This window comes from Pseudomonas sp. NBRC 100443 (assembly GCF_030268185.1).
Taxonomy (GTDB): domain Bacteria; phylum Pseudomonadota; class Gammaproteobacteria; order Pseudomonadales; family Pseudomonadaceae; genus Pseudomonas; species Pseudomonas citronellolis.
The window spans coordinates 41,734-66,791 of record NZ_BSQE01000021.1 but is presented as its reverse complement, the minus strand read 5'-3'; the positions used below and the strand labels follow the sequence as shown (position 1 = coordinate 66,791).

Genomic DNA, 25,058 nt, shown 5'->3' with positions numbered 1-25,058 from the left:
ACGGGCATTGTCTTCGGCCTCCACTCAGACGGCTAGGTTTTCACACAGTCTGCGAAGCGGGCCTTTCTCTCATGCCGGAAGCCTCAGAAACTCTGCGGCATCTCCCCCCGCGCCAGGCGGGCGTTGATGTCGGCCACCACCGCCGGCAGCTCTGCAATGGTGTCGATCAGGTAATGCGGGCGCGAACCCTCGAACATCTGCCCGATCCGCCGGCGCTCCTGTTCCAGCTTGTCCTGCGGCAGCGCCTTGTACTGCTCGTAGGTCAGGCCCAGGGCGTTGCCCGAGCAGGTCAGCGCCACGGTCCACATGCCGGCGCGGCGGCCTTCGAGGATGCCCGGCCAGGTGTCGTCGACCTTCACGCAGGCGGCCACGTCGTCGATGCCCAGGGCGATCACGTTGGCCAGGGCCTGGGCCGGGTGCGGGCGGCCGTTGGGCACTTCGTCGGTGGCCACCACGTGGTCGGCGACGTAGCCATTGCTGGCGGCCAGCTTGACCACCTTTTCCATCACCACCGCCGGGTAGCCGGAGCAGGAGCCGATCTTCAGGCCCTGTTCGCGCAGCTTGGCGATGGCGTCGAGGGCGCCGGGGATCAGCGCCGAGTGCTCGGCGATCTTCTCGATCTGCAGCGGCATGAAGCGCTCGTAGATGGCGGTGACGTCATCGTCCGTCGGCGTGCGGCCGAACTTCGCCTTGTAGCGCTCGGCGATGGCCGGGATGTCGCACAGGGTGCGGATGTGGTCCCACTTGCCCATGCCCATGGGGCCGCGGGCTTCTTCCAGGCTGACCTGCACGCCGAACTCGGCGAAGGCCTCGACGAAGATCTGCGTCGGCGCGAAGGAGCCGAAGTCGACCACGGTGCCGGCCCAGTCCAGTACCACGGCTTGCAGTTGCTTGGGTTGTTCGTAGTTCATCGTTTGCATCCTGTTGTCGGGCGCAGGCCGGGCCTGCGCCGGGAAAGGGGTTCAGATCTCGAAGACTTCCATCTCGCGCAGCGTCTGGGCGATGGCCGCCACCGCCTCGCGCATGCCCTGGGCGTCGACCTGGCCGATGCAGCCGACGCGGAAGGTTTCCACCTGGGTCAGCTTGCCCGGGTAGAGGATGTAGCCCTTCTCGCGCACCCGGTTGTAGAACTCGGTGAAGCTGTAGCGGGCATCGCGCGGGGCGTGGAAGGTGACGATGATCGGCGCCTGGATCGCCGCCGGCAGGAAGCTGCGGAATCCGAGTTTGGCCATCTCGCCCAGCAGAGTCTGGCAGTTGTCCGCGTAACGATTGTGACGGGCCGCCAGGCCGCCCTCCTCCTCGTACTGGCTCAGCGCCTCGTGCAGCGCGGCGACCACGTGGGTGGGCGGGGTGAAGCGCCACTGGCCGGTCTTGGCCATGTAGGCCTGCTGGTCCTGCAGGTCCATGGCCAGGGAGTGGCAGTTGCCGGCGCTGGCCGCCAGCGACTCGTTGCGGGCGAAGACGAAGCCCATGCCGGGCACGCCTTCCAGGCACTTGCCGGAAGCGGCGATCAGCGCGTCGAAGGGCACCTTGCGGGCGTCGATGTCGAGGGCGCCGAAGGAGCTCATGGCGTCGATGATCAGGCGCTTGCCGTGGGCCTCGACGACCTTGGCGATGGCTTCCAGCGGGTTGAGGATGCCGGTGCTGGTCTCGCAGTGGATCAGCGCCACGTGGGTCACGGCCGGGTCGGCGGCGAGCAGGCGGTCGACGTCCTCGGCGGTGGTGGGCACGTCCTCTTCGGTCTCGAAGGTGCTGAACTGCCGGCCGACCACCTGGCAGATCTTCGCCAGGCGCTTGCCGTAGGCGCCGTTGATCAGCACCAGCACCTTGCCGTCGCGCGGCACCAGGGTGCCCACCGCGGCCTCGACGGAGAAGGTGCCGCTGCCCTGCAGCGGCACGCAGGTGTGGCTGCCTTCGCCATGGATGATGGCCAGCAGGCGGGAACAGACTTCGGCGGTCAGGGCGTTGAAATCGTTGTCCCAGGAGCCCCAGTCGACCAGCATGGCGCGGCGGGTCCGCGGGGAAGTGGTCAGGGGGCCGGGGGTCAACAGGATGGGCGCGCGCTCGGCAGTGCTCATGCTCGGTTCCTCTATCAGGGGAAAACCTGTGCGGGGTGAGGTTCTTGTCGCGGCCCGTCGAGCGGGCCTGGACATACGTTGCCAAGCGACGCGTTATCGCTCAAATTGTTTGTCATGATCCCAGGCATAAGTAGGACCTATACCCTATGAACCTGTTCCAGCTCCGCGCCTTCGACGCCGTGGCCCGCGAAGGCAGCTTCACCCGCGCCGCCGAGCGCCTGTTCATCAGCCAGCCGGCGGTGACCGGGCACGTCAAGGCGCTGGAAGAGCACTACCAGGTCAACCTGTTCCGCCGCACCGCCCGCGCCGTGGAGTTGACCGAGGAAGGCCGCCGCCTGGCGGCCATCAGCCGCACGCTGTTCGCCCTGGAGGAAGAGGCCGAGACGCTGCTCGACGCCAACCGCAAGCTGCTCAGCGGGCGCATCGAGGTGGCGGCCGACGGCCCGCACCTGGTCATGCCCCTGCTCGCCCGCCTGCGCGCGCGCTACCCCGGCATCACCGTCAACCTGCGCCTGGGCAATGCCCAGGAGACGCTGAACGCGCTGCTCAGCGAGCACGTGGACGTGGCCGTGGTGACCGAGGTGGACGAGCGGCCGGGGCTGTACCTGCGCGAGCTGGTGCAGTCGCACCTGTGCGCCCTGCTGCCGGCGGAACACGCCTGGTGCGGGCGCGGCGAGGGCATCCCGCTGGCGGAGCTGGACCAGCAGATCATGGTGCTGCGCGAGCCGGACTCCATCACCCGCCGCACCTTCGACCGCGCCTGCGGCGCCCTGCCGATACAGCCGCGGGTGCTGATGGAGCTGAGCAGCCGCGAGGCGGTCACCGAGGCGGTGGCGGCGGAGCTGGGCATCGGCATCGTCTCCTCGCTGGAAGTCAGCCGCGACCCGCGGGTGCGCGCCGTGCCGCTGCTCGGCGAGGCGCTGGTGAACCGGCATTCCCTCGGCTGCCTGGAGCGGCGCCGTGGGTTGCGGGTGGTGAGTGCGTTCCTGGAGCTGGCGGAGGATGGCGGGGCCTGACCTGCCGTTGACGACGGATAATCGCGGACGGAGTCCGCTCCTACACATCCCGCATAGGCACGGCACCGTAGGATGGGTTGAGCTTGCGAAACCCATGCGGTTGCGGTGATGGGTATCGCTCCGCTCAACCCATCCTACGGGGTGTTGCCGGAAGGTGTACCGTCCGCGATTGCCCCCAAGGCGACGCCGGACTAGCCAGCCCCCTCCCACAAATCCTCGCGCACCACGTCGAGAAAGGTCGACACGATCCGCCGCGAACTCTGCTCGCGCAGGCACACCAACGTCTCGCTCATCCGCCTTTCACAATCGACTATCGGCAGCGCATGCACCCGGCTGTCGGCACCGAATTCGGCGGCCGACACCACCCCCAGGCCGATGCCCGCCACCACTGCCTCGCGGGCGGCCTCGCGGCCTTCCACCTCGATGGCCGGGCGGATGCGCAGGCCGGCGCGGTGCATTTCCTCTTCCAGCGTCTGGCGCGTCACCGAGCCCTGCTCGCGCAACACCAGCGGCGCGTCGTCCAGGTCCGCCAGGCGGATCGACTCGCGCCCGGCCCAGGGGTGGCCGCTGGCGACGAAGGCGACTATGGGGTCGCTGCGCAGGGTCACCGACAGCAACCGCTCGTCCTCCACCGTGCGCCCCAGCAGCGCCAGGTCGGCCCGGTAGTTGAACAGCGACTGCAGCGATTCGTCGGTGTTGCCGCTCTCGATGCGCACGTGGATGCCCGGGTAGCGCTGGCAGAAGCGCGCCACCTGCGGCAGCAGGTGCACCGCGGCGTCCACCGCCAGGGTCAGGTTGCCGGTCTGCAGCGCGCTGGAGGCCGCCAGCAGTTCGTGGGCCTCGGCCTCGATGACGAACAGCCGCTGGGTCACCGCCAGCAGGCGCTCGCCCAGGTCGGTCAGGCGCACCGAGCGCTTGTTGCGGTGGAACAGCAGCACGCCGTAGCGCTCCTCCAGCTTGCGCACCTGGTCGGAAACCGCCGGCTGGGTGAGGAACAGGCGCTCGGCGGCGCGGGTGAAGCTGCCGGTCAGCGCCACGGCGTGGAAGGCCTTCAGTTGCGCGTGGGAAACCTGCATGGGCCTGGCTCCGTAGGGTTCGGGAAGGTCGCCACTGTAGTCGGCCGGCGCCGCAACTTACAAGTCAGACTTATTTTTAAAATTTGATAAATCGATTTTATTTATTTATCCGAACTTGTTTCCATGCGTTTCACCAAGGGCCCCGGCCCACGGCAACCTCACCGCATCCGCCCTGACCCGTCACCTCCGGAAAGGTACGGCCCGCTCATATAACAACAACAAGTTTTTCCCTGACTGCCGGCACTCCAACAACAACGAGGTCAGATCAGATGAGCAACCCCACCGGCACCGCAGCCCACGCGGGCAAAGGTTCCATGCAGCGCTGGCGCGTGCAGATCTTCGCGATCACCTGGCTCGCGTACGCCGCCTTCTACTTCACCCGCAAGGCCTTCTCCGTGGCCAAGCTCGGCATCGCCGAGGACACGACCTTCGAACTGGACAAGGCCATGATGGCCGACATGGACGCCATCTACCTGGCCGCCTACGCCGTGGGCCAGTTCACCTGGGGCGTCTTCGCCGACCGCTTCGGCCCGCGCATCGTGGTGTTCGGCGGCCTGGCGATCTCCACCCTCGCCGCCCTGGTCATGGGCACCTTCGCCACCGTGCCGATCTTCGCCAGCTGCATGGTCATCCAGGGCCTGGCGCAGTCCACCGGCTGGTCCGGGCTGTGCAAGAACATGGGCAGCTTCTTCGCCGCCCACGAGCGCGGGCGCATCCTCGGCCTGTGGAGCACCTGCTACGCCTTCGGCGGCCTGGTCGCCTCGCCCTTCGCCGGCTGGTGGGCCTACAGCGTGTTCGGCACCTGGCACGCGGCCTTCTATTCCTCCGCCGCGGTGGTCGGCGGCGTCGCCCTGCTGTTCCTGCTGCTGCAACGCAACCGCCCGCAGGACGTCGGCCTGCCGCCGGTCGAGGCGGAAGAGCCGCAGGCCGTGCACTACGCCGGCTTCCATGAGCAGGGCAAGAACCCCGGCTTCTGGGAAACCCTTGGCGCCGTGCTGCGCAACCGCACCGTGATGACCCTCGGCCTGGCCTACTTCCTGCTCAAGCCGGCGCGCTACGCCATCCTGCTGTGGGGCCCGGTGATCGTCTACGAACGCATGCCGGCCCTGGGCAAGGTGGGCGCCGCGGTGCTGCCGACCGCCTTCGAGATCGCCGGGCTGCTCGGCCCCATCCTCATCGGCCTGGCCTCGGACAAGCTGTTCGGCGCCCGGCGCATGCCCGCCTGCGTCATCAGCCTGATCGGCCTGACCGCCTGCCTGGCGCTGTTCGTCCCGGCCATGCAGACCGGCAGCGCGATGCTGGTGTTCGCCCTGCTGTTCATGATGGGCCTGACCCTCTACGGCCCGGACTCGATGATCAGCGGCGCCGCCGCCATCGACTTCGGCACCGGCAAGGCCGCGGGCACCGCCGCCGGCTTCGTCAACGGCTGCGGCTCGGTGGGCGCCATCCTCGGCGGCCTGCTGCCCGGCTACTTCGACACCTACAGCGTGTTCATCGGCTTCACCGTCACCGCGCTGATCGCCGCCGCCATCCTGGTGCCGCACTGGAACAGCCTGCCCGAAGGCGCGCGCAAGAGCGCCCCGGCCACGCCGAACCGCCCCCTGAAGGTGCGCCCGGCGCGCACCTGATTCCCGGGGCACAGGGACGTGCCCACCCCGCCCGATAAACCGCATACCGAACGCCCTACCCTGCGCCTCAATCACGGAGACTCCCCATGCGCCCCTTCTGGCTCGCCCAGGCCCTGCAGCACGACAGCGACAGGGCCGCCCCGCTGCAACAGGACACCCGCGCCGACGTGTGCATCGTCGGCGGCGGCTACACCGGCCTGTGGACCGCCATCCAGCTCAAGGAACAGAACCCCGAACTGGACGTGGTGATAGTCGAAGCCGACATCTGCGGCGCCGGCGCCAGCGGGCGCAACGGCGGCTGCGCGCTGTCCTGGTCGGCAAAGTTCTTCACCCTGGAGCGGCTGTTCGGCCTGGCCGAGGCGATCCGCCTGGTGAAGGCCTCCGAGCGCAGCATCCAGGCCATCGGCGAGTTCTGCGAGAAGTACGGGGTGGATGCCGACTACCGCCTGGACGGCACCCTGTACACCGCGACCAACGCCGCCCAGGTCGGCGCCACCGACGGGGTGATCGCCGCGCTGGAGAAGCACGGCATCAACTCCTTCACCCGCCGCCCGCTGGAAGACGTGCGGCGCATGGCCGGCTCGGACAAGCACCTGGAAGGCTGGTTCTCCCCCGCCGCCGCCAGCGTGCAGCCGGGCAAGCTGGTACGCGGCCTGCGCCGGGTGGCGCTGCAGCTGGGCGTGCGCCTGTACGAAGGCACGCCCATGACCGGCCTGGAGGAAGGCCACCCCGCCCGCGTGCACACGCCCCATGGCCAGGTGGCGGCGGACCGCGTGGTGCTGGCGATCAACGCCTGGATGGCGCGGGCGTTCCCGCAGTTCGAGCGCACGGTGGCCATCGTCTCCAGCGACATGATCATCACCGAGCCGCGCCCGGACCTGCTGCGGCAGATCGGCCTGACCTCGGGGGTGACCGTGCTCGACTCGCGCATCTTCGTGCACTACTACCACAACACCCCGGACGGCCGGCTCATGCTCGGCAAGGGCGGCAACACCTTCGCCTACGGCGGGCGCATGCTGCCGGTGTTCGACCAGCCTTCGCCCTACCTCGGCCTGCTGCGGCGCAGCCTCGGCGAGTTCTTCCCGACCTTCGCCGAGGTGCCCATCGCCGCCAGCTGGAACGGCCCCTCCGACCGCTCGGTGACCGGCCTGCCGTTCTTCGGCCGGCTCGGCGCCGGCGGCAACATCTTCTACGGCTTCGGCTACTCCGGCAGCGGCGTCGGCCCCTGCCACATGGGCGGGCAGCTCCTCGCCTCGCTGGTGCAGGGCCTGGACGACGAGTGGACGCGCTCGCCGCTGGCCCAGGGGCCGCTCGGCCACTTCCCGCCGGAGCCGGTGCGCTACCTGGGCTCGCTGATGGTGCGCAACGCCATCCGCCGCAAGGAGCAGGCCGAGGACCACGGCCGCCGCCCGCGGCGCCTGGACGTGCGCCTGGCGAAGTTCGCCGCGGCCGCCGGCAAGGCCGACAAGGCCTGAGCCCCTCCCCCTTTTCCCTCACAAGCCGGCTGAGGGACGAGCGAGGCGCGCTTGCGGGCCTCGCTCTTTTTTTCTCGGCGCCCCGGCTTGTGCCGAGCACGCCCGTCGAACGATAATTATTCTCATCAGAAAATGACTTGCATGGACGTCGCGTGAGCCTTTCCCACCTCGACACCGTGTTCCTCGCCCAACGCACCCCGCTGCTGCGCACCCTGGCGAGAATGGTGAAGAACCCCAGCATCGCCGAAGAACTGGTCCAGGAAACCTACCTGCGCGTGGCCCGCACCCTGCGCGAGCGCCCGGTGGAACACCTGGAGCCGTTCCTCTTCCAGACCGGCCGCAACCTCGCCCTGGACCACCTGCGCCACCTGCGAATGCAATCGCGCACCCTGCTCGACGACGTGCCCCAGCAGGTGCTCCAGGCGGTGCCCTCCAGCCAGCCATCCGCGGAGGACGGCCTGCACGCCGAGCAGTTGCTGGAGCGCCTGGGCTCGGCCCTGGAACGCCTCACCCCGCGCCAGCAGCGGATCTTCATCCTCAGCCGGCTGCACGGCTGCGGCTACGCGGAAATCGCCGAGCAACTGGGGGTATCGCCCAGCACCGTGCAGAAGGAACTGAAGCTCATCATGGCCATCTGCATCGGCGTGCTCGGGCGCCTGGAGCCGCCGGCATGACGGGCTACCCATCGGCCCGCGGCTGGCCCACAATGTGCGCCCCCGATTCGAGGAACGCCGCGTGACCGCCCCGGACCCGCACCTGGCCCAAGCGCTGGACTGGCTGCTCCAGCTGGAAGACGCCGACGCCGCCACCCGTGGGCGCTTCGACGCCTGGCTGGCCGCGGACCCGGCCAACGCCCGCGCCTTCCGGCACGCCAGCAGCCTGTGGGACTCGCCGCTGCTCGGCCTGGCCGCCACCGGCCTGGAGGCCCAGGCGCAGCACCAGGCGCGGCAGGGCAAGCGCCGGCGCTGGCGTTCCTTCGCCGCCGCCGCGGGGCTGTTGCTGGCAGTGGGCGTGGCCCTGCAGGGCGACCTGCTGACGCACATCCGCGCCGACCACTACACCGCCGTGGGCCAGCGCCAGAGCCTGCAACTGGCCGACGGCTCGCGCATCCTGCTGAACACCGACACCGCCCTGTCCAGCCACCTCGACGAGCAGCGCCGCAGCGCCCGGCTGTTCCGCGGCGAAGCCTACTTCGACGTGGCCCACGACCGCAGCCGCCCCTTCGAGGTGGAGGCCGGCCCGGTGCAGGTGAGCGTGCGCGGCACCGCCTTCGCCGTGCGCTACCTGGGCAACGAGGCGGAAGTCAGCGTGCAGCACGGCGAGGTGGACCTGCGCAGCGCCGGCGACGACACCCGCGTCAGCCTCGGCGCCGGCGACAGCATCCGCGTCGGCCCCGGCGGCTTCGGCGAGCGCCGCCACAACGGCGAGAGCCAGCGCCTGCTGGCCTGGGTGCAGGGCCGCCTGGTGTTCGAGAACTGCCCGCTGAGCCAGGTGCTGGCCGAGCTGCGGCGCTACTACCCGGGCTGGATCGTCAATGCCGACGAGCGCCTGGAAGACGTCAGCATCACCGCCAACTACCGCCTGGACGACCCGCTGGGCGCCATGCGCTCCCTCGCCCAGATCACCTCCTCGCACCTGCGCGAATACCCGCGCCTGCTGATCCTCAACTAAGGCGCGCCCGCCATCGCGGGCGGCGTGTGGCAGCCCTTGCAGGAACGCACCGGGCCGGCCTGCTGGAAGGATTGCAGGCGCTTGAGGTGGCAGCTTTCGCAGAACTGGTGGAAGTCGTGCTCGATGGTCACGGCCAGCTGCGGCGACTCCTTGTGGCAGAGCACGCAGGTGCGGCTGCCGCTGGGCGAGGCCGAGGTGGAGCGGTCGACGAAGTCGTGGTGGCAGGTGACACAGTTGATGCTGCCGTGGTTGGTGTGGTCGAAGTTCATCGGCAGCAGTGGGTGCTGGCGCACCAGTTGGTCGTGGCCGTGCCGCGCGCCGAGGACGAAAGCCGCCAGCAGCGGGATGGCCAACAGCAGGTACCAGCGCTTCATAGCAGCGGCAGGTCCACGCTGCCGAGCAGCGCATAGAGCCCGGCCAGGGCCAGGCCGGCGCAGAGCACGCCCAGGCTCAGGCGGCTGGCCAGGTAGGCGCTGTGCCGCCGGCGCCCGCCCTCGGCATAGTGCGGCGTGGGCCGCGGCAGCAGCGGCCAGGCCAGCGCGGCGACGCTGAGCGCGCCCCAGAGCACGGCCTTCCAGGTGGCGCCGCTGTAGTAGCCGGCGCCGATCATGTGCACGCCGGCCAGCGCGACTATGGCCGCGCTCCACCCATAATGCCAACGACGGAAGTCCGCATGCCTGGGCCAGATGCGCCGGCGCACGGCGGTCAGGCTCAGCGGCAGGATCAGCAGCAGGAGCAGGGTCGCGCCGTCGGCGGCGAGCATGTGCCAGGGCGCGCCGGGCAGCAGTTCGTCGAGCACCAGCGGCTCGTCCACCAGCAGCACCGCCACGTGGACGACCAACAGCACGGCGGCGACGAACGACAGGTCGCGGTGCAGCACCATGAAGAACTTGCCGTCGTGCCGCGGCCGGGCCATGGGCTTGCCGGTGTAGGCGAACAGCAGCAGGAACAGCGCCCCGGCGACGAAGCCGGCGACGTTGGCGAAGTCCCAGGCCGGGTGCACGCCGGGCATGGCGTCGAGCAGGAAGATGGCGGCGAACGGCAGCAGGCAGGCCAGCGCCACGCGCAGGGTCAGGGCGAACATGCGATCAGCCTCCTCTGCCGCCATCCGGGAAAGCGGCGTAGCGTGCCGCCGCGCGGCACGCTACGCAAGGCGCCCTCAGTGGGCGATGCACACCGACTTGATCTCGGTGTAGGCCTCGACCACCGCGCGGCCGAACTCGCGGCCCATGCCGGACTGCTTGACGCCGCCGAAAGGCATGCTCGGGTCCAGCAGCACGTGGGCGTTGACCCACACGGTGCCGGACTCGATGCGCGGTACCAGGTTCATGGCGCGGGTCAGGTCGTTGGTCCATAGGCTGGCGCCCAGGCCGTACTCGCTGTCGTTGGCCATCTCGATGGCCTGGTCCTCTTCCTTGAAGGAAAGCACCGCCAGCACCGGGCCGAAGACTTCATTGTGGGCCACGGCCATGTCCTGGGTGACGTCGGCCAGCACGGTCGGGCGCACGAAGAAGCCGTCGCAGTCCATCGGCTCGCCGCCGCAGACCACCCGGGCGCCTTCGCGGCGGGCGGTCTCGATGTGCTTGAGCACCGAGGCCTGCTGCTTGCGCGACACCAGCGGGGTGATCTGCGCAGTGTCGTCCATGCCCTGGCCGATGCTCATGCCGGCGACCACCGCGCCGAGCTTGTCGACGAACTCGGCATAGCGCGACTCGTGCACGTAGAAGCGCGAGGCCGCGGCGCACACCTGGCCGCTGTTGAGCAGGCCGCCCAGCAGCGCGCCCTGCACGGCCTTGTCGATGTCGGCGTCGGCCAGGATGATCATCGGGTTCTTGCCGCCCAGTTCCAGGGCGAAGCGCGTCATGTTCTGCATGGCGGCGATGCCGACGCTGCGGCCGACAGCGGTGGAGCCGGTGAAGGACACCTTGCTGATCAGCTTGTGCGAAGCCAGGCCGCCGCCGATGCGCGCGCCGTCGCCGGTGACCAGGTTGAACACCCCGGCCGGCACGCCCGCCTCGAAGGCCAGCTCGGCCAGGCGCAGGGCGGTCAGCGGGGTTTCCGAAGCGGGCTTGATGACCACGGTGTTGCCGGTGGCCAGGGCCGGCATCAGCTTCCACACGGCGATCATCAGCGGGAAGTTCCAGGGCACGATGCCGGCGACCACGCCCACCGGCTCGCGGCGGGTGAAGGCGGTGAACTTGGTGCCCGGCGGCAGCGGGATGGACACGTCCAGGGACTGGCCCTCGATCTTGGTCGCCCAGCCGGCCATGTAGCGCATGAACTCGACGGTGGCGCCGACGTCGAGCATGCGCGTCAGGTTGATCGACTTGCCCTGGCTGAGGGTTTCCAGCTGGGCCAGTTCCTCGGCGTGCTGCTCCACCAGGTCGGCGAAGCGCAACAGGATGCGCTCGCGGTCGGCCGGGCGCAGGTCGGACCAGACGCGCGACTTGAAGGCGGCATGGGCGGATTTCACGGCGCGGTCGAGCATGTCGGTATCGATGTCGGCGATCTGCGCGATGGTTTCGCCGGTGGCCGGGTTGAGCACGTCGCTGGTGGGGCCGTCGTAGGCCACCCAGGCGCCGTCGATGAAGCAGCCGTGGCGGCGCTGGAGGAACTCGGCGACCTGCGGCAGGGTTGCGGTGATGCTCATGGTGACTCCTGTTCTTGCGGCCCGCGGGCCAGGCAGGGAACCGCTCGCCGGGAGCGGCCGGGAAAGGTCAGTGCTGCTGGCTGAGCCACAGGCTCAGGGCCTTGCGCTCGTCGGCGTCGGCCAGGCCCTGGTAGGGCATGTAGGTGCCCGGCACGGCGGCCTGGGGCTGGGTGACGAAGGCTTCGAGGCTCTCGCGGCTCCAGGCCGCGCCCCTGTCCTTCATCGCCTGGGAATAGCTGAAACCGGCCAGGGAACCGGCGTTGCGGCCGATCACCCCATGCAGGTTCGGCCCCATGATGTTGGCGCCGCCGGCATTGGCGGTGTGGCAAACGGAGCAGTCGCGCTCGAAAACGGCCTGGCCCTTGGCGGCCAGGTCATCGGCCAGGGCCAGCCCGGACTGGGTACCGGCCACGGCCAGCAGCAGGCCGCAGAGGCCGGTCTTGATTCGGGTTTTCACGGTGAAAAGCATGCAGGGGCACTCTCGATCGATTCTTATCGGCCGGACACAAGGCAGGTGCCGGTCGAGGACGATTGTCGCCAGGGGCGCGAGTGCGGGTGTTTTTCTGTGTGCCAGTCGTGTTGGTGGGGGTGCCAGAAGAGCCGCTGGAGGCTGGAGGCTGGAAGCTGGAAGCTGGAAGCTGGAAGCTGGAAGCAAGAGCGGTGGGGTCAACCGTCTCGCCGGCTGCGCCGAGGGGCTTTCGTGGCTTTTCGTTTGCGAAACCCATGCGGTGGGGGCGATGGGTATCGCTTCGCTCAACCCATCCTACGGGGCTGGGAGGCTATGGTTGTGGTGGTGCCGGCCCCAAGAGCACCCTCTCCCTAACCCTCTCCCTGAAGGGAGAGGGGACCGTTGGGCAGGGTTGGATGTTCTGGAGTTAGCCGGCTAGCACAGGGATTGCCGTCTGGAACCAGGCCCCCTCTCGGCACGGACAAGCCCCCTCTCCCTTCAGGGAGAGGGCTGGGGAGAGGGAGCGGAGTCGACCTGATATGCCAGTGCCACAGGGAGCCCCCGTTCGCGAGCAAGCTCGCTCCTACGAAAAGCAGGTGCGCGCAGCCGGCCTGGCTAGCACCGCGGACTCCAGCTGAAACCATTTCTCCTCTCGGCACGGACAGCCCCCTCTCCCGCTTGCGGGAGAGGGTTGGGGAGAGGGGCTCTTCACGCTCTTGCTTGCAGCTTGCAGCCGGGGTGGCGTTCTGGCCGACGGCGGATAACCGCGAACGGTTATTCGCCCTACGAAGCTGCCTCCCTCCCTTCAGAGAGAAGGGCTCTGGGCGCTCTTGCTTCCAGCTTCCAGCCTCCAGCGGCTCTTACATCAATGCACATACCGCTTCCGATACTCCCCCGGCGAAACCCCGAAGCGCGACTTGAACGCCGTGGAGAAGTAGCTGGAATCCGAGAACCCCCAGGCATACCCCAGCGCCGACAGCTTCTGCTCGCCCGCCGCGTTGCGCAGGGATTCGGCGCAGAAGTCCAGGCGGCGGTTCTTGATGTACTGCGCCACCACCAGGCCCTTCTTGGCGAACATGCGGTACAGGCCGCGCACCGATACCCCCACTTCGCGGGCGATCAGTTCCGGGCAGAGTTCCTCCGCGCCGATGTGTTCGTCGATGAAGGCCAGCGCCTTGCGGAACAGCCTTTCATGGCTGTCGCCCTCGGCTTCCGCGCCGGCCAGCGCCGGGCGCAGCAGGCTGACCAGGGCGTCGAGGGTGGCCTCGCTTTCCTGCATGCCCAGGCCGTTCTGGCGGGTGGTTTCGAGGATCAGGGTGTTGGCCAGCACCGCCACCGGCGAGCTGGCCGGGATGCGCCGCGCGCAGTCGATGCCGGAGAAGCGCAGGCCGCGCTCCAGCACCTGGCGCGGGAGGATCAGCGACAGTTGCCGCGAGTCTTCCTCGTAGGTCATGTCGCAGGGGCGGTTGGCGTCCACCAGGGTGATGTCGCCGCGGGCCAGCTGCACGCGGTTGCCGTCCTGCTCCAGGCGCGAGCGCCCTTCGAGCTGGAACACCGCGTAGAAGTGGCCGTTGCCGCTGGCGCTGACCTCCTTGCTGGTGCGGTACAGGTGCACCTGGGACATGTCGACCACGCTGAGCTTGATGGCACCGCCCTGGTACTCCCGCAGCTTCCCGTGGAAGGACGGCCCCAGGGTGCGCGCGTCGAAACGCCCGCACGCCTGGTTGACCTGGCACAACCACGCTTCGAAAGCCTCATCCCTGGAAATCGATGAAGGGTTCATGACCTAAAGCCTCATGCACGCATTGTTTTTATCAGCGGACGCTCAGGCAGGCGCCCGTCATGGTCCGGCCGTCCGGCCGGTGGTCCCGCAGCGCCGCCTCGGTCCGGCGCTTGTGAAGCATGTTTCGAGCCAGTCTGGCTCAGTTCAGCCCTCCGAAGCGCCGGTAGAAGCTCTCGCCGGCATCCGGCAAGGGGCCGTCGGCGGTCTCCAGGGCGCTGTTCAGCCACACCTCGGCCCTGGCGTACACCAGGCGGTAGAGGTTGCGGCACAGCTGCCGCGCCGCGCGCCCTTCCCAGTCGCCGGGGAGCAGTTCGTCCGGCAGTTGCGGGTCGCGCAGTAGCAATTTGCGATATTCGTGGATCAGCAGGGTGCGCGCCAGGAAACAGTCCTGGGCATCCGGCTCGCCCTGCTCGCGCAGCGCCTGCCACAACGGGCGGAACAGGCGGATGAATTCGCTGTAGTGCTGGCCCAGCTCGTCGATCTTCCAGCTCTCGCGCACCTGCAGGCGCATGGCCTTGGAGGCGAGCACCTCCTGGGCGTGGGTCTCGAAGACGATGCTGTCGTCCAGCGCGTCCAGGTCCAGCAGGGTCGCGGTGAGGTCGGCGCGGTCGCAGCGCGGGCAGGCCAGCACGCTCGGGGCGATGGCGCCGAAGCCCTGCCATTCCAGCTCCTCGCGCACCTGCTTGCGCTTGTCCGCCGCCAGTTGCGACAGCAGCACCAGCGTCCAGGCGCCGTCCCAGGCCGGCAGGCCGGGGCTGTACACGCGCTTGAAGGCCTTCTCGAAACGCCGCCGGCCGGTGCCGGTGAGGCTGTAGTAGCTGCGCCGGCCGACCTTCTCGGCGGTCAGCCAGCCTTCCTTGGTCAGGCGGAAGATCGAGGTGCGGATCAGCCGCTCGTTGATCCCCATGGGCTCCAGCAGGCCGATCAGGCTACCCAACCAGACGGTGCCGCCATGGGGTTCGATGGCGTCGCCATAAAGGGTGATGATCAGCGAACTGGCGCGGATCGGCGTCTGTTCCTGGAAGCGGGCGATCAGTTGGTTCAGCGGGGCGAGACTGCTCATGGCTCGGTCGGGCGCGGATAAAGCGCCGACTATACCTGCCCGCCGGGCCGCCTGGCCATTGGAGCGAACCCCAATGAGGCTCATGCGCCCTGCCCCTTCGGGCGGAACCCGGAATCGCCCAGGCGCGGGCGGCCGGCCTCCACCGCGGCCAGCGGCTGGCATTCCACCAGGCTGGCCAGGCAGCGCTTGCTCAATTGCTGGTATTCGGCGGTGCCGCGCTGCTTCCAGGCGATTTCCTGCTCGCTCAGCTCGCGCTTGACCGTGGCCGGCGAACCCATCACCAGGCGCTGCGGCGGGCATTCGAAGCCGGCCTTGACGAAGGCGGTGGCGGCGACGATGCAGCGCTCGCCGATGCGGGCCTTGTCCATCACCACTGCGTTCATCCCCACCAGGGCGTCGGCGCCGATGCGGCAGCCGTGCAGCACCGCGCCATGGCCGATGTGGCCGTTGCGCTCGACCACCGTGTCGCTGTCCGGGAAGCCGTGCATGACGCAGGTGTCCTGCAGGTTGGCGCCCTCCTCCAGGATGATCCGCCCGAAATCGCCGCGCAGCGCCGCCAGCGGCCCCACGTAGCAGCCGGGGCCGACGATGACGTCGCCGATCAGCACCGCCGTGGGGTGGACATAGGCGGTCGGATCGACCACCGGGGTCAGGCCTTCGAGGCTGTAGCAGGGCATCTCAGGCCTCCTCTTCGGGCAGATCGAGGTGGCGCTGCACCCTGAACGGGCATCCAGCTTCGGCGAAGGGTTCCAGCGCGCAGGCGACGGACGGCATCGGGGTGGCTCCTTGTGCACGGCGGCGCCAGAGGCGCCGGCAAGGCGGGACGGGAAAGCGACCCGTCGTGATTCGTTGTTTGGAAAATCTTGTATCACAACAAATCCGATCGTCAATGCGCCCGATGCTGTATCGCTTTCCCGAGCGAGCACCGGCACGCCTGCCAAGCCGCAAATCCTATAGCTCTCAGCCCTTGTCCAACGGGCTTCGCAGCCCCTTGCGGAAACCCGAACCTGGCAGCTCGCTCGACACACGAGACACATAAATCAATTTTGTTATTGCTGTTTTGTATCACTTAAGGCATATACTGGATGCCAGCCAGGGCCCGTCCGCACCCACAGAGGCGCGACGGGCCCGCAGAACAATTCCAATGAGCCGGCCTCAGGCCGTGCGTGCAGCCTGAGGAGCTTTACATGCCTCGTACCCTCGCCGTGCAGGCGCCCGAGGACGGCGTCCGCCTGATCACCCTGCAGCGCCCCGAGGCGCTCAACGCCCTGAACACCGAACTGCTGGGCGAACTGGCCGCGGAACTGGACGCCACCGAGCGCGACGCCGAGACCCGCGTGGTGGTCATCACCGGCAGCCGCAAGGCCTTCGCCGCCGGCGCCGACATCAAGGAGATGGCCGAGCGCGACCTGGTCGGCATCCTCAACGACCCGCGCGTGGCCCACTGGCAGCGCATCACCGCCTTCGCCAAGCCGCTGATCGCCGCGGTCAACGGCTTCGCCCTGGGCGGCGGCTGCGAACTGGCGATGCACGCCGACATCCTCATCGCCGGCGAGGACGCCCGCTTCGGCCAGCCGGAAATCAACCTCGGCATCATCCCCGGCGCCGGCGGCACCCAGCGCCTGCTGCGCGCGGTGGGCAAGTCCCTGGCCATGCAGATGGTCCTCACCGGCGAAGCCATAGATGCCCGCCACGCCCTGCGCGCCGGCCTGGTCAGCGAAGTCACCCAACCCGAGTTCACCGTCGAGCGCGCCCTGCAGGTCGCCCGCGTCATCGCGCGCAAGGCGCCGCTGGCCGTGCGCATGGCCAAGGAAGCGCTGCTCAAGGCCCAGGACACCGACCTGGCCAGCGGCCTGCGCTTCGAGCGCCACGCCTTCACCCTGCTGGCCGGCACCGCCGACCGCGAGGAAGGCATCCGCGCCTTCCAGGAAAAGCGCCCGGCGCGCTTCCTCGGCCGCTGAAGCCCCTTTCTTCCTTCTATACCGATTGATGGAGCGAGCCCGCCCATGACCTTCGAGCACATCCTGTTTTCCATCGAGGACGGCGTCGCCCTCCTCAGCCTGAACCGCCCGGAGCAGCTGAACAGCTTCAACGCCAGGATGCACGGCGAGGTGCGCGAAGCGCTCAAGCAGGTGCGCCAGAGCGAAGAGGCCCGCGTGCTGCTGCTGACCGGCGAAGGCCGCGGCTTCTGCGCAGGCCAGGACCTGTCCGACCGCAACGTCGCCCCGGGCGCCGAGATGCCCGACCTGGGCGAGTCCATCGAGAAGTTCTACAACCCGCTGATCCGCACCCTGCGCGACCTGCCGCTGCCGGTCATCTGCGCGGTCAACGGCGTGGCCGCCGGCGCCGGGGCGAACATCCCGCTGGCCTGCGACCTGGTCCTGGCGGCGCGCTCGGCCAGCTTCATCCAGGCCTTCTGCAAGATCGGCCTGATCCCCGATTCCGGCGGCACCTGGACGCTGCCACGGCTGGTCGGCCTGGCCCGCGCCAAGGCCCTGGCCCTGCTGGGCAATCGCCTGTCCGCCGAACAGGCCGAGCAATGGGGCCTGATCTACCAGGTGGTGGACGACGCCAACCTGCGCGAGGAAGCCCTGAAGCTGGCCCGCCACCTGGCCACCCAGCCGACCTACGGCCTGGCGCTGATCAAGCGCAGCCTCAACGCCAGCCTGAACAACAGCTTCGACGAGCAGCTGGAGCTGGAGCGCGACCTGCAGCGCCTGGCCGGGCGCAGCGAGGACTACCGCGAAGGCGTCGGCGCCTTCATGGAAAAACGCACCCCCAGCTTCAAGGGCCGCTGACATGCACGCACTGGATATCAATGCCCAGGTCGCGGTGATCGGCGCAGGCGCCATGGGCGCCGGCATCGCCCAGGTGGCGGCCCAGGCCGGCCACCCGGTGAAGCTCTACGACAACCGCCCGGGCGCCGCCGCCCAGGCCATCGACGGCATCGACCGCCAGCTCGGCCGCCTGGTGGAAAAAGGCAAGCTCGACGCCGCCGCGCGCACCGCCATAGTCGCGCGCCTGCAACCGGTGGAAGCCATCGAGGCCCTGGCCGATGCGCGCCTGGTGATCGAGGCCATCGTCGAGAACCTGGAGGTCAAGCGCGGCCTGCTGAACCAGCTGGAAGCGCTGTGCGCGGCCGACTGCATCCTCGCCAGCAACACCTCCTCGCTTTCCATCACCAGCCTCGCCGCCGGCCTCAAGCACCCCGAGCGGGTGATCGGCATGCACTTCTTCAACCCGGCGCCGCTGATGGCCCTGGTGGAGATCGTCTCGGGCTTGGCGACCTGCCCGGAACTGGCCAAGGCCCTGCACGCCACCGCGAAGAACTGGGGCAAGCAACCGGTGTACACCCGCTCCACCCCGGGCTTCATCGTCAACCGCGTGGCCCGCCCGTTCTACGCCGAAAGCCTGCGCCTGCTGCAGGAAGGCGCCGCCGACTGCGCCAGCCTCGACGCCCTGCTGCGCGACGCCGGCGGCTTCCGCATGGGCGCCTTCGAGCTGACCGACCTGATCGGCCACGACGTCAACTACGCGGTGACCTGCTCGGTGTTCACCGCCTACTACGGCGACTTCCGCTTCCAGCCCTCGCTGATCCAGAAGGAGCTGGTGGACGCCGGCCGCCTGGGCCGCAAGAGCGGCCGCGGCTTCTACGACTACGCCGAAGGCGCCGAGCGCCCGCAGGCGGCGGAACTGGACAGCGCCGCCGAAGTGGCCAGTTGCGTGGTCGAAGGCGACCTGGGCGTGGCCCAGCCGCTGGTGCAGCGCCTGAAGGATGCCGGCGTGCAGGTGATCGAGCGCGCCGGTAGCGGCCTGCTGCGCGTCGGCGATGCTGTGCTGGCGCTCTCCGACGGCCGCCTGGCCAGCCAGCGCGGCAAGGACGACGGCCTGCGCAACCTGGTGCTGTTCGACCTGGCGCTGGACTACGCCAAGGCCTCGCGCATCGCCATCGGCTGGTCCGCCGACACCAGCGCCGAAGCCCGCGACCAGGCCGTGGCCCTGCTGCGCCGTGCCGGCCTGAAGGTCACCGCCCTGGCCGACCTGCCCGGCCTGGCCGTGCTGCGCACCGTGGCCATGCTTGCCAACGAAGCGGCAGACGCCGTGCTGCAAGGCGTGGGCTCGGCAGCCGACATCGACCTGGCCATGCGCGCCGGGGTGAACTACCCGCGCGGCCCGCTGGCCTGGGCCGAAGCCATCGGCGTCGGCTACGTGCTGCGCACTCTGGACAACCTGCAACGCAGCTACGGCGAGGAACGCTACCGCCCGTCCCTGCTGCTGCGCCGCAAGCACGCCGAAGGGAGCCGCCTGCATGACTGAACGCACCCCCGAACGACTGGCCCGCGCCTGCGCCGACGCCATGTTCAGCCGCGACCAGGCCACCCAGCGCCTGGGCATCGCCCTGCTAGACGCCGGCCCCGGCAGCGCGCGGCTGCGCATGCCGGTGCGCGAGGACATGATCCAGGGCCACGGCACCTGCCACGGCGGCTTCCTCTTCGCCCTGGCCGACTCGGCCTTCGCCTTCGCCTGCAACAGCTATGACGAAGCCACCGTGGCCATCGGCTGCAGCATCGACTACGTGGCCCCGGCGCGCCTGGGCGACGAACTGACCGCCACGGCCAGCGAGCAGAGCCGCAGCGGCCGCACCGGCAACTACGACGTGTGCATCGAAAACCAGCACGGACAGCTGATCGCCCTGTTCCACGGCAAATCCTACAAAGTGCGCGGCACCGTGCTGACGCAGGAGACCCCCGAATGACCAACGCCACCCTCAGCGATGCCCTGATCATCGACGCAGTGCGCACGCCGATCGGCCGCTACGCCGGCGCCCTCTCCGGAGTGCGCGCCGACGACCTCGCCGCCATCCCGCTCAAGGCCCTGGTGCAGCGCCAGCCGCAGCTGGACTGGAGCGCCATCGACGACGTCATCCTCGGCTGCGCCAACCAGGCCGGCGAGGACAACCGCAACGTCGCGCACATGGCCTCGCTGCTGGCCGGCCTGCCCCAGGAAGTGCCCGGCACCACCATCAACCGCCTGTGCGGCTCGGGCCTGGACGCCATCGGCAACGCCGCCCGCGCCCTGCGCTGCGGCGAGGCCGGGCTGATGCTCGCCGGCGGCGTCGAATCCATGTCCCGCGCGCCCTTCGTCATGGGCAAGTCCGAGCAGGCCTTCGGCCGCACGGCGGAGATCTTCGACACCACCATCGGCTGGCGCTTCGTCAACAAGCTGATGAAGGCGCAGTTCGGCATCGACTCCATGCCGGAAACCGCGGAGAACGTCGCCGAACAGTTCGACATCTCCCGCGCCGACCAGGACGCCTTCGCCCTGCGCAGCCAGCACAAGGCCGCCGCCGCCCAGGCCCGCGGCCGCCTGGCGAAGGAAATCGTCCCGGTGGAAATTCCCCAGCGCAAAGGCCCGGCCAAGGTGGTCGAGCATGACGAGCACCCGCGCGGCGACACCACCCTGGAACAGCTGGCCAGGCTCGGCACGCCGTTCCGCGAGGGCGGCAGCGTCACCGCCGGCAACGCCTCGGGGGTCAACGACGGCGCCTGCGCGCTGCTGCTGGCCAGCCCGCAGGCGGCCCAGCGCCACGGCCTGAAGGCCCGCGGCCGGGTGGTCGGCATGGCGGTGGCCGGCGTCGAGCCGCGGATCATGGGCATCGGCCCAGTGCCGGCGACGCGCAAGGTGCTGGAGCTGACCGGCCTGTCGCTGAACGACATGGACGTGATCGAACTCAACGAAGCCTTCGCCGCCCAGGGCCTGGCCGTGCTGCGCGAACTGGGCCTGGCCGACGACGACGAACGGGTCAACCCCAACGGCGGCGCCATCGCCCTGGGCCACCCGCTGGGCATGAGCGGCGCGCGCCTGGTCACCACCGCGCTGCACGAACTGGAAGAGCGAGGCGGCCGCTACGCCCTGTGCACCATGTGCATCGGCGTCGGCCAGGGCATCGCCATGGTCATCGAGCGCCTGCCGCGGTAACTCTGGCAGGGACGCCAAAGACCCTGGCCAGAAGCGCAAAGACCGGATTCCGCGGGGGGCGTATCCTCCCCCCATGACACTCGCAGCCCGTACGCGGGCTGGCGTACAAGAACAAATCGAGTGAACCCATGAATATGTACCATGATGCCGAACGTGCCCTGCTCGACCCGCTGGAGACCGCCAGCCTCGATGAACTGCGCCAGCACCAGCTGGACCGTCTGCGCTGGAGCCTGAAGCACGCCTACGACAACGTCCCGCTGTACCGCCAGCGCTTCGCCGAAGCCGGCGTGCACCCCGACGACCTGAAATCCCTCGACGACCTGGCGAAGTTCCCCTTCACCGGCAAGAACGACCTGCGCGACAACTACCCCTACGGCATGTTCGCCGTGCCGCAGAGCGAGATCGTGCGCCTGCACGCCTCCAGCGGCACCACCGGCAAGCCCACGGTGGTCGGCTACACGCAGAACGACATCGACACCTGGGCCAACGTGGTGGCGCGCTCGATCCGCGCCGCCGGTGGGCGCAAGGGCGACAAGGTCCACGTGTCCTATGGCTACGGCCTGTTCACCGGCGGCCTGGGCGCCCACTACGGCGCCGAGCGCCTGGGTTGCACGGTGATCCCGATGTCCGGCGGCCAGACCGAGAAGCAGGTCCAGCTGATCCGCGACTTCCAGCCGGACATCATCATGGTCACCCCGTCCTACATGCTCAACCTGGCCGACGAGATCGAACGCCAAGGCATCGACCCGCACAGCCTCAAGCTGCGCCTGGGCATCTTCGGCGCCGAGCCGTGGACCGCCGAACTGCGCCGCGCCGTGGAAGAGCGCCTGGGCATCACCGCCCTGGACATCTACGGGCTGTCCGAGATCATGGGCCCGGGCGTGGCCATGGAATGCGCCGAGACCAAGGACGGCCCGACCGTCTGGGAAGACCACTTCTACCCGGAGATCATCGACCCGGCCACCGGCCGCGTGCTGCCCGACGGCGAATACGGCGAGCTGGTGTTCACCTCGCTGTCCAAGGAAGCGCTGCCGATGATCCGCTACCGCACCCGCGACCTGACCCGCCTGCTGCCGGGCACCGCGCGGCCGATGCGGCGCATCGACAAGATCACCGGGCGCAGCGACGACATGCTGATCATCCGCGGGGTGAACGTGTTCCCCACGCAGATCGAGGAGCAGGTGCTGAAAGTGAAACAGCTGGCCGAAGTCTACGAAATCCACCTGTATCGCAATGGCAACATGGACAGCATGGACGTGCACGTCGAACTCAAGCACGAACTGCAGCACCTGGACGCCGAGCAGCAGAAACAGGTGGCCAACGAGCTGAGCAAGCAGGTCAAGACGCACATCGGCATCAGCGCGCGCATCCTGATCCAGCCCTTCCACAGCCTCAAGCGCTCGGAAGGCAAGGCCTGCCACGTGTTCGACAAACGCAACCAGGGCTGATCGCCCCGCGCCACGAAAACCCCGCCTCGGCGGGGTTTTTCATTTCCCCCGCAGGCGATCGCGCCGAGTTGCTTTTCGTAGGATGGGTTGAGCGAAGCGATACCCATCGGGCCATGGTGATGGGTATCGCAAGCTCAACCCATCCTACGGGGCTAGGCGTCCCCCTCGCTCCTACGAAAAGCCCTCTCCCGGCAACATCCCGACACGAACTTCGCCCGCACCACCCTCCCCGCCCCATGCCCGCTGAGCGACAATCAATTACGATACGTAATTACAAATAAACAATATATTTACGTATCAAACAAACCGCCTCGACAACCTCACAACAACAGAGAGCGCGCCATGACCCTGCCCCTGGAACGCCTCCGGGAACACCCGGACTTCCTCCTTCTCGTCCGCCGCAAGCAACGCCTCACCTGGTCCCTTACCGCCACCCTGCTGCTGGCCTACTACGGCTTCGTCCTGCTGGTGGCCTTCGCCCCCGGCCTGCTGGGCCGCCCGCTCGCCGGCGGGGTGACCAGCGTCGGCATGCTCGCCGGCGTCGGCCTGATCCTGCTCTCGGTGCTGCTCACCGGCCTCTACGTGCACCAGACCAACAAGGTGCTGGACCCGCTGAACGACCGGCTCAAGCAGGAGGCCCAGGCATGAAGGCCCTGTTCCTGCTCGCCGGCCTGGCGCTGTCCGAGCCGGCCCTGGCCGCCGGCGCCGAACGCCCGCTGAACTGGCACGCCATCGGCCTGTTCCTGGCCTTCGTCCTGTCCACCCTGGCCATCACCCGCTGGGCCGCCCTGCGCACCCGCTCGGCGGCGGACTTCTACACCGCCGGCGGCGGCCTCACCGGCATGCAGAACGGCCTGGCGATCGCCGGCGACATGATCTCCGCGGCGTCCTTCCTGGGCATCTCGGCGATGATGTTCGCCAGCGGCTACGACGGCCTGCTCTACGCCCTGGGCGTGCTCGCCGGCTGGCCGATCATCCTGTTCCTGATCGCCGAGCGCCTGCGCAACCTGGGCAAGTACACCTTCGCCGACGTGGTCGCCTACCGCCTGGAGCAGGCGCCGATCCGCATCACCGCGGCCCTCGGCACACTGATCGTGGCGCTGCTGTACCTGGTGGCGCAGATGGTCGGCGCCGGCAAGCTGATCGAACTGCTGTTCGGCCTGAGCTACCTGCAGGCGGTGCTGGTGGTGGGCGCGCTGATGGTCTGCTACGTGACCTTCGGCGGCATGCTGGCCACCACCTGGGTGCAGATCATCAAGGCCGTGCTGCTGCTCTCGGGCACCAGCTTCATGGCCTTCATGGTGCTGCGCCACTTCGGCTTCAGCAGCGAGGCGATGTTCGCCGCGGCCACCGAAGTGCACGCCAAGGGCGTGGCGATCATGGCGCCGGGCGGCCTGCTGGCGAACCCGGTGGACGCCATCTCCCTGGCCCTGGGCATGATGTTCGGCACCGCCGGCCTGCCGCACATCCTGATGCGCTTCTTCACCGTCAGCGACGCCCGCGAGGCGCGCAAGAGCGTGTTCTACGCCACCGGCTTCATCGGCTACTTCTACCTGCTGCTGATCGCCGTGGGCTTCGGCGCCATCATCATGGTCGGCGACGACCCGGCCTTCCGCACCGCCGAGGGCGCGCTGATCGGCGGCGGCAACATGGTCGCCGTGCACCTGGCCCAGGCGGTGGGCGGCAACCTGTTCCTCGGCTTCATCTGCGCGGTGACCTTCGCCACCATCCTCGCGGTGGTAGCGGGCCTGGCGCTGTCGGCGGCCTCGGCGGTGTCCCACGACCTCTACGCCTGCGTGCTGCGCAAGGGCCAGGCCAGCGAGGCCGAGGAAATGCGCGTGTCGCGCCTGGCCACCCTGGGCATAGGCGTGCTGGCGGTGATCCTCGGCGTGCTCTTCGAGTCGCAGAACATCGCCTTCCTCTCCGGCCTGGTGCTGGCCATCGCCGCCTCGGTGAACTTCCCGGTGCTGTTCCTCTCGATGTTCTGGCGCGGCCTGACCACCCGCGGCGCGGTGGCCGGCAGCCTGGCCGGCCTGCTCAGCGCCATCGCCCTGCTGGTGCTCGGCCCGCCGGTGTGGGTGGCGGTGCTGGGCAACGCCGAAGCGGTGTTCCCCTACAGCAACCCGGCGCTGTTCTCCATGAGCGCAGCCTTCCTGGCGGCCTGGGGGTTCTCGGTGAGCGACCGCTCGGCCCGGGCGGAGGCGGAGCGTGGGCGGTATATGGGGCAGTTCATCCGGTCGATGACGGGGATTGGGGCTGCTGTGGCCAGTCGGCATTGAGAGGCTTGGCTTCATCGTCAAGCGGACCTCCGCTCCCTCTCCCCAGCCCTCTCCCTGAAGGGAGAGGGAGCCGTCCTCTACCTGCTGAAACATCCGAGCACTCCTGCGGCCTTTGGCTATTGAGTGATAAGGCTTGGCTTCATCGTCTGAGTGATAAGGCTTGGCTTCATCGTCAAGCGGACCTCCGCTCCCTCTCCCTAACCCTCTCCCTGAAGGGAGAGGGGACCGTTGGGCAGGGTTTGGTGTTATGGCGTTAGCCGGCTAGCGCAGTGGCTGCCGGCGGAAACCATCACCTTTCTCGGCACGGACAAGCCCCCTCTCCCTTCAGGGCGGGGCGCGCAGCCGAGGGCTGGGGAGAGGGAACCCAACTCACCCCCACACCAAAAACATCCAGCCCATTCCCCGACCGCCCATCACCTTCCGCCTCACCCCCGTCGATCCTCCCCCACCCTGAACGACTAGCA

23 protein-coding genes are annotated in these 25,058 nt (G+C 68.8%); 13 read left to right on the top strand and 10 right to left on the bottom strand.

From position 1 onward, the window contains the following. Positions 1-83: 83 nt before the first annotated feature. Both phnX and QSJ95_RS24485 read right to left on the bottom strand, forming a co-directional pair. Positions 84-911 (bottom strand): phosphonoacetaldehyde hydrolase, encoded by an 828-nt coding sequence (gene phnX / locus QSJ95_RS24490; protein ID WP_285645860.1) that lies wholly within the window; start codon positions 909-911, stop codon positions 84-86. A gap of 51 nt (positions 912-962) precedes the next feature. Next, complete coding sequence (locus tag QSJ95_RS24485; RefSeq protein ID WP_285645858.1) at positions 963-2,078, bottom strand: 2-aminoethylphosphonate--pyruvate transaminase; 1,116 nt, start codon at positions 2,076-2,078, stop codon at positions 963-965. 146 nt (positions 2,079-2,224) lie between these two features. On the opposite strand from QSJ95_RS24485, the gene QSJ95_RS24480 reads away from it, so the two are divergent. After that, a complete protein-coding gene (locus QSJ95_RS24480; protein WP_043314358.1) occupies positions 2,225-3,094 on the top strand; it encodes a LysR substrate-binding domain-containing protein in 870 nt (289 codons plus the stop codon). A 191-nt stretch (positions 3,095-3,285) separates the two neighbouring features. Here QSJ95_RS24480 and QSJ95_RS24475 read toward each other — a convergent pair whose 3' ends face one another. Beyond that, a complete protein-coding gene (locus QSJ95_RS24475) occupies positions 3,286-4,170 on the bottom strand; it encodes a LysR substrate-binding domain-containing protein (RefSeq protein ID WP_009622435.1) in 885 nt (294 codons plus the stop codon). A gap of 269 nt (positions 4,171-4,439) precedes the next feature. Here QSJ95_RS24475 and QSJ95_RS24470 point away from each other — a divergent pair, with 269 nt between their 5' ends. From QSJ95_RS24470 to QSJ95_RS24455, 4 genes are all read left to right on the top strand, one after another. Then, entirely contained in the window at positions 4,440-5,798 is a 1,359-nt protein-coding gene (locus tag QSJ95_RS24470; protein ID WP_285645854.1) for an MFS transporter, read from the top strand. A gap of 86 nt (positions 5,799-5,884) precedes the next feature. Further along, positions 5,885-7,273, top strand: a complete 1,389-nt coding sequence (locus QSJ95_RS24465) for an FAD-dependent oxidoreductase (protein ID WP_285645852.1) — start codon at positions 5,885-5,887, stop codon at positions 7,271-7,273. A 152-nt stretch (positions 7,274-7,425) separates the two neighbouring features. Further along, complete coding sequence (locus tag QSJ95_RS24460) at positions 7,426-7,947, top strand: RNA polymerase sigma factor (RefSeq protein ID WP_285645850.1); 522 nt, start codon at positions 7,426-7,428, stop codon at positions 7,945-7,947. Positions 7,948-8,008: 61 nt separating this feature from the next. After that, positions 8,009-8,944: a FecR family protein gene (locus QSJ95_RS24455; RefSeq protein WP_285645848.1), complete on the top strand. Its 936-nt coding sequence runs from the start codon at positions 8,009-8,011 to the stop codon at positions 8,942-8,944. On the opposite strand, the gene QSJ95_RS24450 is transcribed toward QSJ95_RS24455, so the two are convergent. From QSJ95_RS24450 to paaY, 7 genes are all read right to left on the bottom strand, one after another. Continuing rightward, positions 8,941-9,318, bottom strand: coding sequence for a cytochrome c3 family protein (locus tag QSJ95_RS24450; RefSeq protein ID WP_009622446.1), 378 nt, complete (start codon positions 9,316-9,318; stop codon positions 8,941-8,943). The two genes, QSJ95_RS24455 and QSJ95_RS24450, sit on opposite strands and share 4 nt — an antisense overlap. Next, entirely contained in the window at positions 9,315-10,028 is a 714-nt protein-coding gene (locus tag QSJ95_RS24445; protein ID WP_285645845.1) for a ferric reductase like transmembrane component, read from the bottom strand. Before QSJ95_RS24445 ends, QSJ95_RS24450 begins: the two co-directional genes overlap by 4 nt. A 75-nt stretch (positions 10,029-10,103) precedes the next feature. Further along, entirely contained in the window at positions 10,104-11,594 is a 1,491-nt protein-coding gene (locus tag QSJ95_RS24440) for an aldehyde dehydrogenase family protein (protein WP_285645844.1), read from the bottom strand. Positions 11,595-11,661: 67 nt separating this feature from the next. Continuing rightward, positions 11,662-12,063, bottom strand: coding sequence for a c-type cytochrome (locus QSJ95_RS24435; RefSeq protein ID WP_009622449.1), 402 nt, complete (start codon positions 12,061-12,063; stop codon positions 11,662-11,664). Between the two features lie 844 nt (positions 12,064-12,907). Then, positions 12,908-13,825, bottom strand: coding sequence for a transcriptional regulator FeaR (gene feaR, locus QSJ95_RS24430; RefSeq protein WP_058071930.1), 918 nt, complete (start codon positions 13,823-13,825; stop codon positions 12,908-12,910). Positions 13,826-13,964: 139 nt separating this feature from the next. Continuing rightward, positions 13,965-14,888 carry a phenylacetic acid degradation operon negative regulatory protein PaaX gene (gene paaX, locus QSJ95_RS24425; RefSeq protein ID WP_024128733.1) on the bottom strand — a complete coding sequence of 308 codons (924 nt, stop codon included), beginning with the start codon at positions 14,886-14,888 and terminating at the stop codon, positions 13,965-13,967. Between the two features lie 80 nt (positions 14,889-14,968). Next, complete coding sequence (gene paaY, locus QSJ95_RS24420) at positions 14,969-15,565, bottom strand: phenylacetic acid degradation protein PaaY (protein ID WP_285645838.1); 597 nt, start codon at positions 15,563-15,565, stop codon at positions 14,969-14,971. A 510-nt stretch (positions 15,566-16,075) separates the two neighbouring features. Here paaY and paaF point away from each other — a divergent pair. The 8 genes from paaF to QSJ95_RS24380 all read left to right on the top strand — a co-directional run bounded on the left by paaF (position 16,076) and on the right by QSJ95_RS24380 (position 24,594). Beyond that, on the top strand, positions 16,076-16,849 hold the full coding sequence (gene paaF, locus QSJ95_RS24415; RefSeq protein WP_285645836.1) for a 2,3-dehydroadipyl-CoA hydratase PaaF: 774 nt from the start codon (positions 16,076-16,078) through the stop codon (positions 16,847-16,849). Between the two features lie 45 nt (positions 16,850-16,894). Beyond that, positions 16,895-17,686, top strand: coding sequence for a 2-(1,2-epoxy-1,2-dihydrophenyl)acetyl-CoA isomerase PaaG (gene paaG, locus QSJ95_RS24410; protein ID WP_009622460.1), 792 nt, complete (start codon positions 16,895-16,897; stop codon positions 17,684-17,686). A gap of 1 nt (position 17,687) precedes the next feature. After that, complete coding sequence (gene paaH / locus QSJ95_RS24405) at positions 17,688-19,205, top strand: 3-hydroxyacyl-CoA dehydrogenase PaaH (protein ID WP_285645833.1); 1,518 nt, start codon at positions 17,688-17,690, stop codon at positions 19,203-19,205. Beyond that, positions 19,198-19,644, top strand: coding sequence for a hydroxyphenylacetyl-CoA thioesterase PaaI (gene paaI / locus QSJ95_RS24400; RefSeq protein WP_285645831.1), 447 nt, complete (start codon positions 19,198-19,200; stop codon positions 19,642-19,644). The genes paaH and paaI overlap by 8 nt, the downstream gene beginning before the upstream one ends. Next, positions 19,641-20,867, top strand: coding sequence for a 3-oxoadipyl-CoA thiolase (pcaF, locus tag QSJ95_RS24395; protein ID WP_285645829.1), 1,227 nt, complete (start codon positions 19,641-19,643; stop codon positions 20,865-20,867). Before paaI ends, pcaF begins: the two co-directional genes overlap by 4 nt. Positions 20,868-20,995: 128 nt before the next feature. Next, the gene (paaK, locus tag QSJ95_RS24390; protein ID WP_285645827.1) at positions 20,996-22,315 is read left to right on the top strand and encodes a phenylacetate--CoA ligase PaaK; all 1,320 of its coding nucleotides are present in this window, start codon (positions 20,996-20,998) and stop codon (positions 22,313-22,315) included. Between the two features lie 342 nt (positions 22,316-22,657). Beyond that, on the top strand, positions 22,658-22,963 hold the full coding sequence (locus QSJ95_RS24385; protein ID WP_043271749.1) for a DUF485 domain-containing protein: 306 nt from the start codon (positions 22,658-22,660) through the stop codon (positions 22,961-22,963). Further along, positions 22,960-24,594, top strand: a complete 1,635-nt coding sequence (locus QSJ95_RS24380; protein ID WP_285645825.1) for a cation acetate symporter — start codon at positions 22,960-22,962, stop codon at positions 24,592-24,594. The genes QSJ95_RS24385 and QSJ95_RS24380 overlap by 4 nt, the downstream gene beginning before the upstream one ends. Positions 24,595-25,058: the final 464 nt, after the last annotated feature.

Excerpts from the sequence above, each read along its gene's own strand:
- phnX (WP_285645860.1), bottom strand. The coding sequence starts at position 911 with ATGAACTACGAACAACCCAAGCAACTGCAAGCCGTGGTACTGGACTGG.
- QSJ95_RS24485 (WP_285645858.1), bottom strand. The coding sequence starts at position 2,078 with ATGAGCACTGCCGAGCGCGCGCCCATCCTGTTGACCCCCGGCCCCCTG.
- QSJ95_RS24480 (WP_043314358.1), top strand. The coding sequence starts at position 2,225 with ATGAACCTGTTCCAGCTCCGCGCCTTCGACGCCGTGGCCCGCGAAGGC.
- QSJ95_RS24475 (WP_009622435.1), bottom strand. The coding sequence starts at position 4,170 with ATGCAGGTTTCCCACGCGCAACTGAAGGCCTTCCACGCCGTGGCGCTG.
- QSJ95_RS24470 (WP_285645854.1), top strand. The coding sequence starts at position 4,440 with ATGAGCAACCCCACCGGCACCGCAGCCCACGCGGGCAAAGGTTCCATG.
- QSJ95_RS24465 (WP_285645852.1), top strand. The coding sequence starts at position 5,885 with ATGCGCCCCTTCTGGCTCGCCCAGGCCCTGCAGCACGACAGCGACAGG.
- QSJ95_RS24450 (WP_009622446.1), bottom strand. The coding sequence starts at position 9,318 with ATGAAGCGCTGGTACCTGCTGTTGGCCATCCCGCTGCTGGCGGCTTTC.
- QSJ95_RS24445 (WP_285645845.1), bottom strand. The coding sequence starts at position 10,028 with ATGTTCGCCCTGACCCTGCGCGTGGCGCTGGCCTGCCTGCTGCCGTTC.
- QSJ95_RS24440 (WP_285645844.1), bottom strand. The coding sequence starts at position 11,594 with ATGAGCATCACCGCAACCCTGCCGCAGGTCGCCGAGTTCCTCCAGCGC.
- QSJ95_RS24435 (WP_009622449.1), bottom strand. The coding sequence starts at position 12,063 with ATGCTTTTCACCGTGAAAACCCGAATCAAGACCGGCCTCTGCGGCCTG.
- feaR (WP_058071930.1), bottom strand. The coding sequence starts at position 13,825 with ATGAACCCTTCATCGATTTCCAGGGATGAGGCTTTCGAAGCGTGGTTG.
- paaX (WP_024128733.1), bottom strand. The coding sequence starts at position 14,888 with ATGAGCAGTCTCGCCCCGCTGAACCAACTGATCGCCCGCTTCCAGGAA.
- paaY (WP_285645838.1), bottom strand. The coding sequence starts at position 15,565 with ATGCCCTGCTACAGCCTCGAAGGCCTGACCCCGGTGGTCGATCCGACC.
- paaF (WP_285645836.1), top strand. The coding sequence starts at position 16,076 with ATGCCTCGTACCCTCGCCGTGCAGGCGCCCGAGGACGGCGTCCGCCTG.
- paaG (WP_009622460.1), top strand. The coding sequence starts at position 16,895 with ATGACCTTCGAGCACATCCTGTTTTCCATCGAGGACGGCGTCGCCCTC.
- paaH (WP_285645833.1), top strand. The coding sequence starts at position 17,688 with ATGCACGCACTGGATATCAATGCCCAGGTCGCGGTGATCGGCGCAGGC.
- paaI (WP_285645831.1), top strand. The coding sequence starts at position 19,198 with ATGACTGAACGCACCCCCGAACGACTGGCCCGCGCCTGCGCCGACGCC.
- pcaF (WP_285645829.1), top strand. The coding sequence starts at position 19,641 with ATGACCAACGCCACCCTCAGCGATGCCCTGATCATCGACGCAGTGCGC.
- paaK (WP_285645827.1), top strand. The coding sequence starts at position 20,996 with ATGAATATGTACCATGATGCCGAACGTGCCCTGCTCGACCCGCTGGAG.
- QSJ95_RS24385 (WP_043271749.1), top strand. The coding sequence starts at position 22,658 with ATGACCCTGCCCCTGGAACGCCTCCGGGAACACCCGGACTTCCTCCTT.
- QSJ95_RS24380 (WP_285645825.1), top strand. The coding sequence starts at position 22,960 with ATGAAGGCCCTGTTCCTGCTCGCCGGCCTGGCGCTGTCCGAGCCGGCC.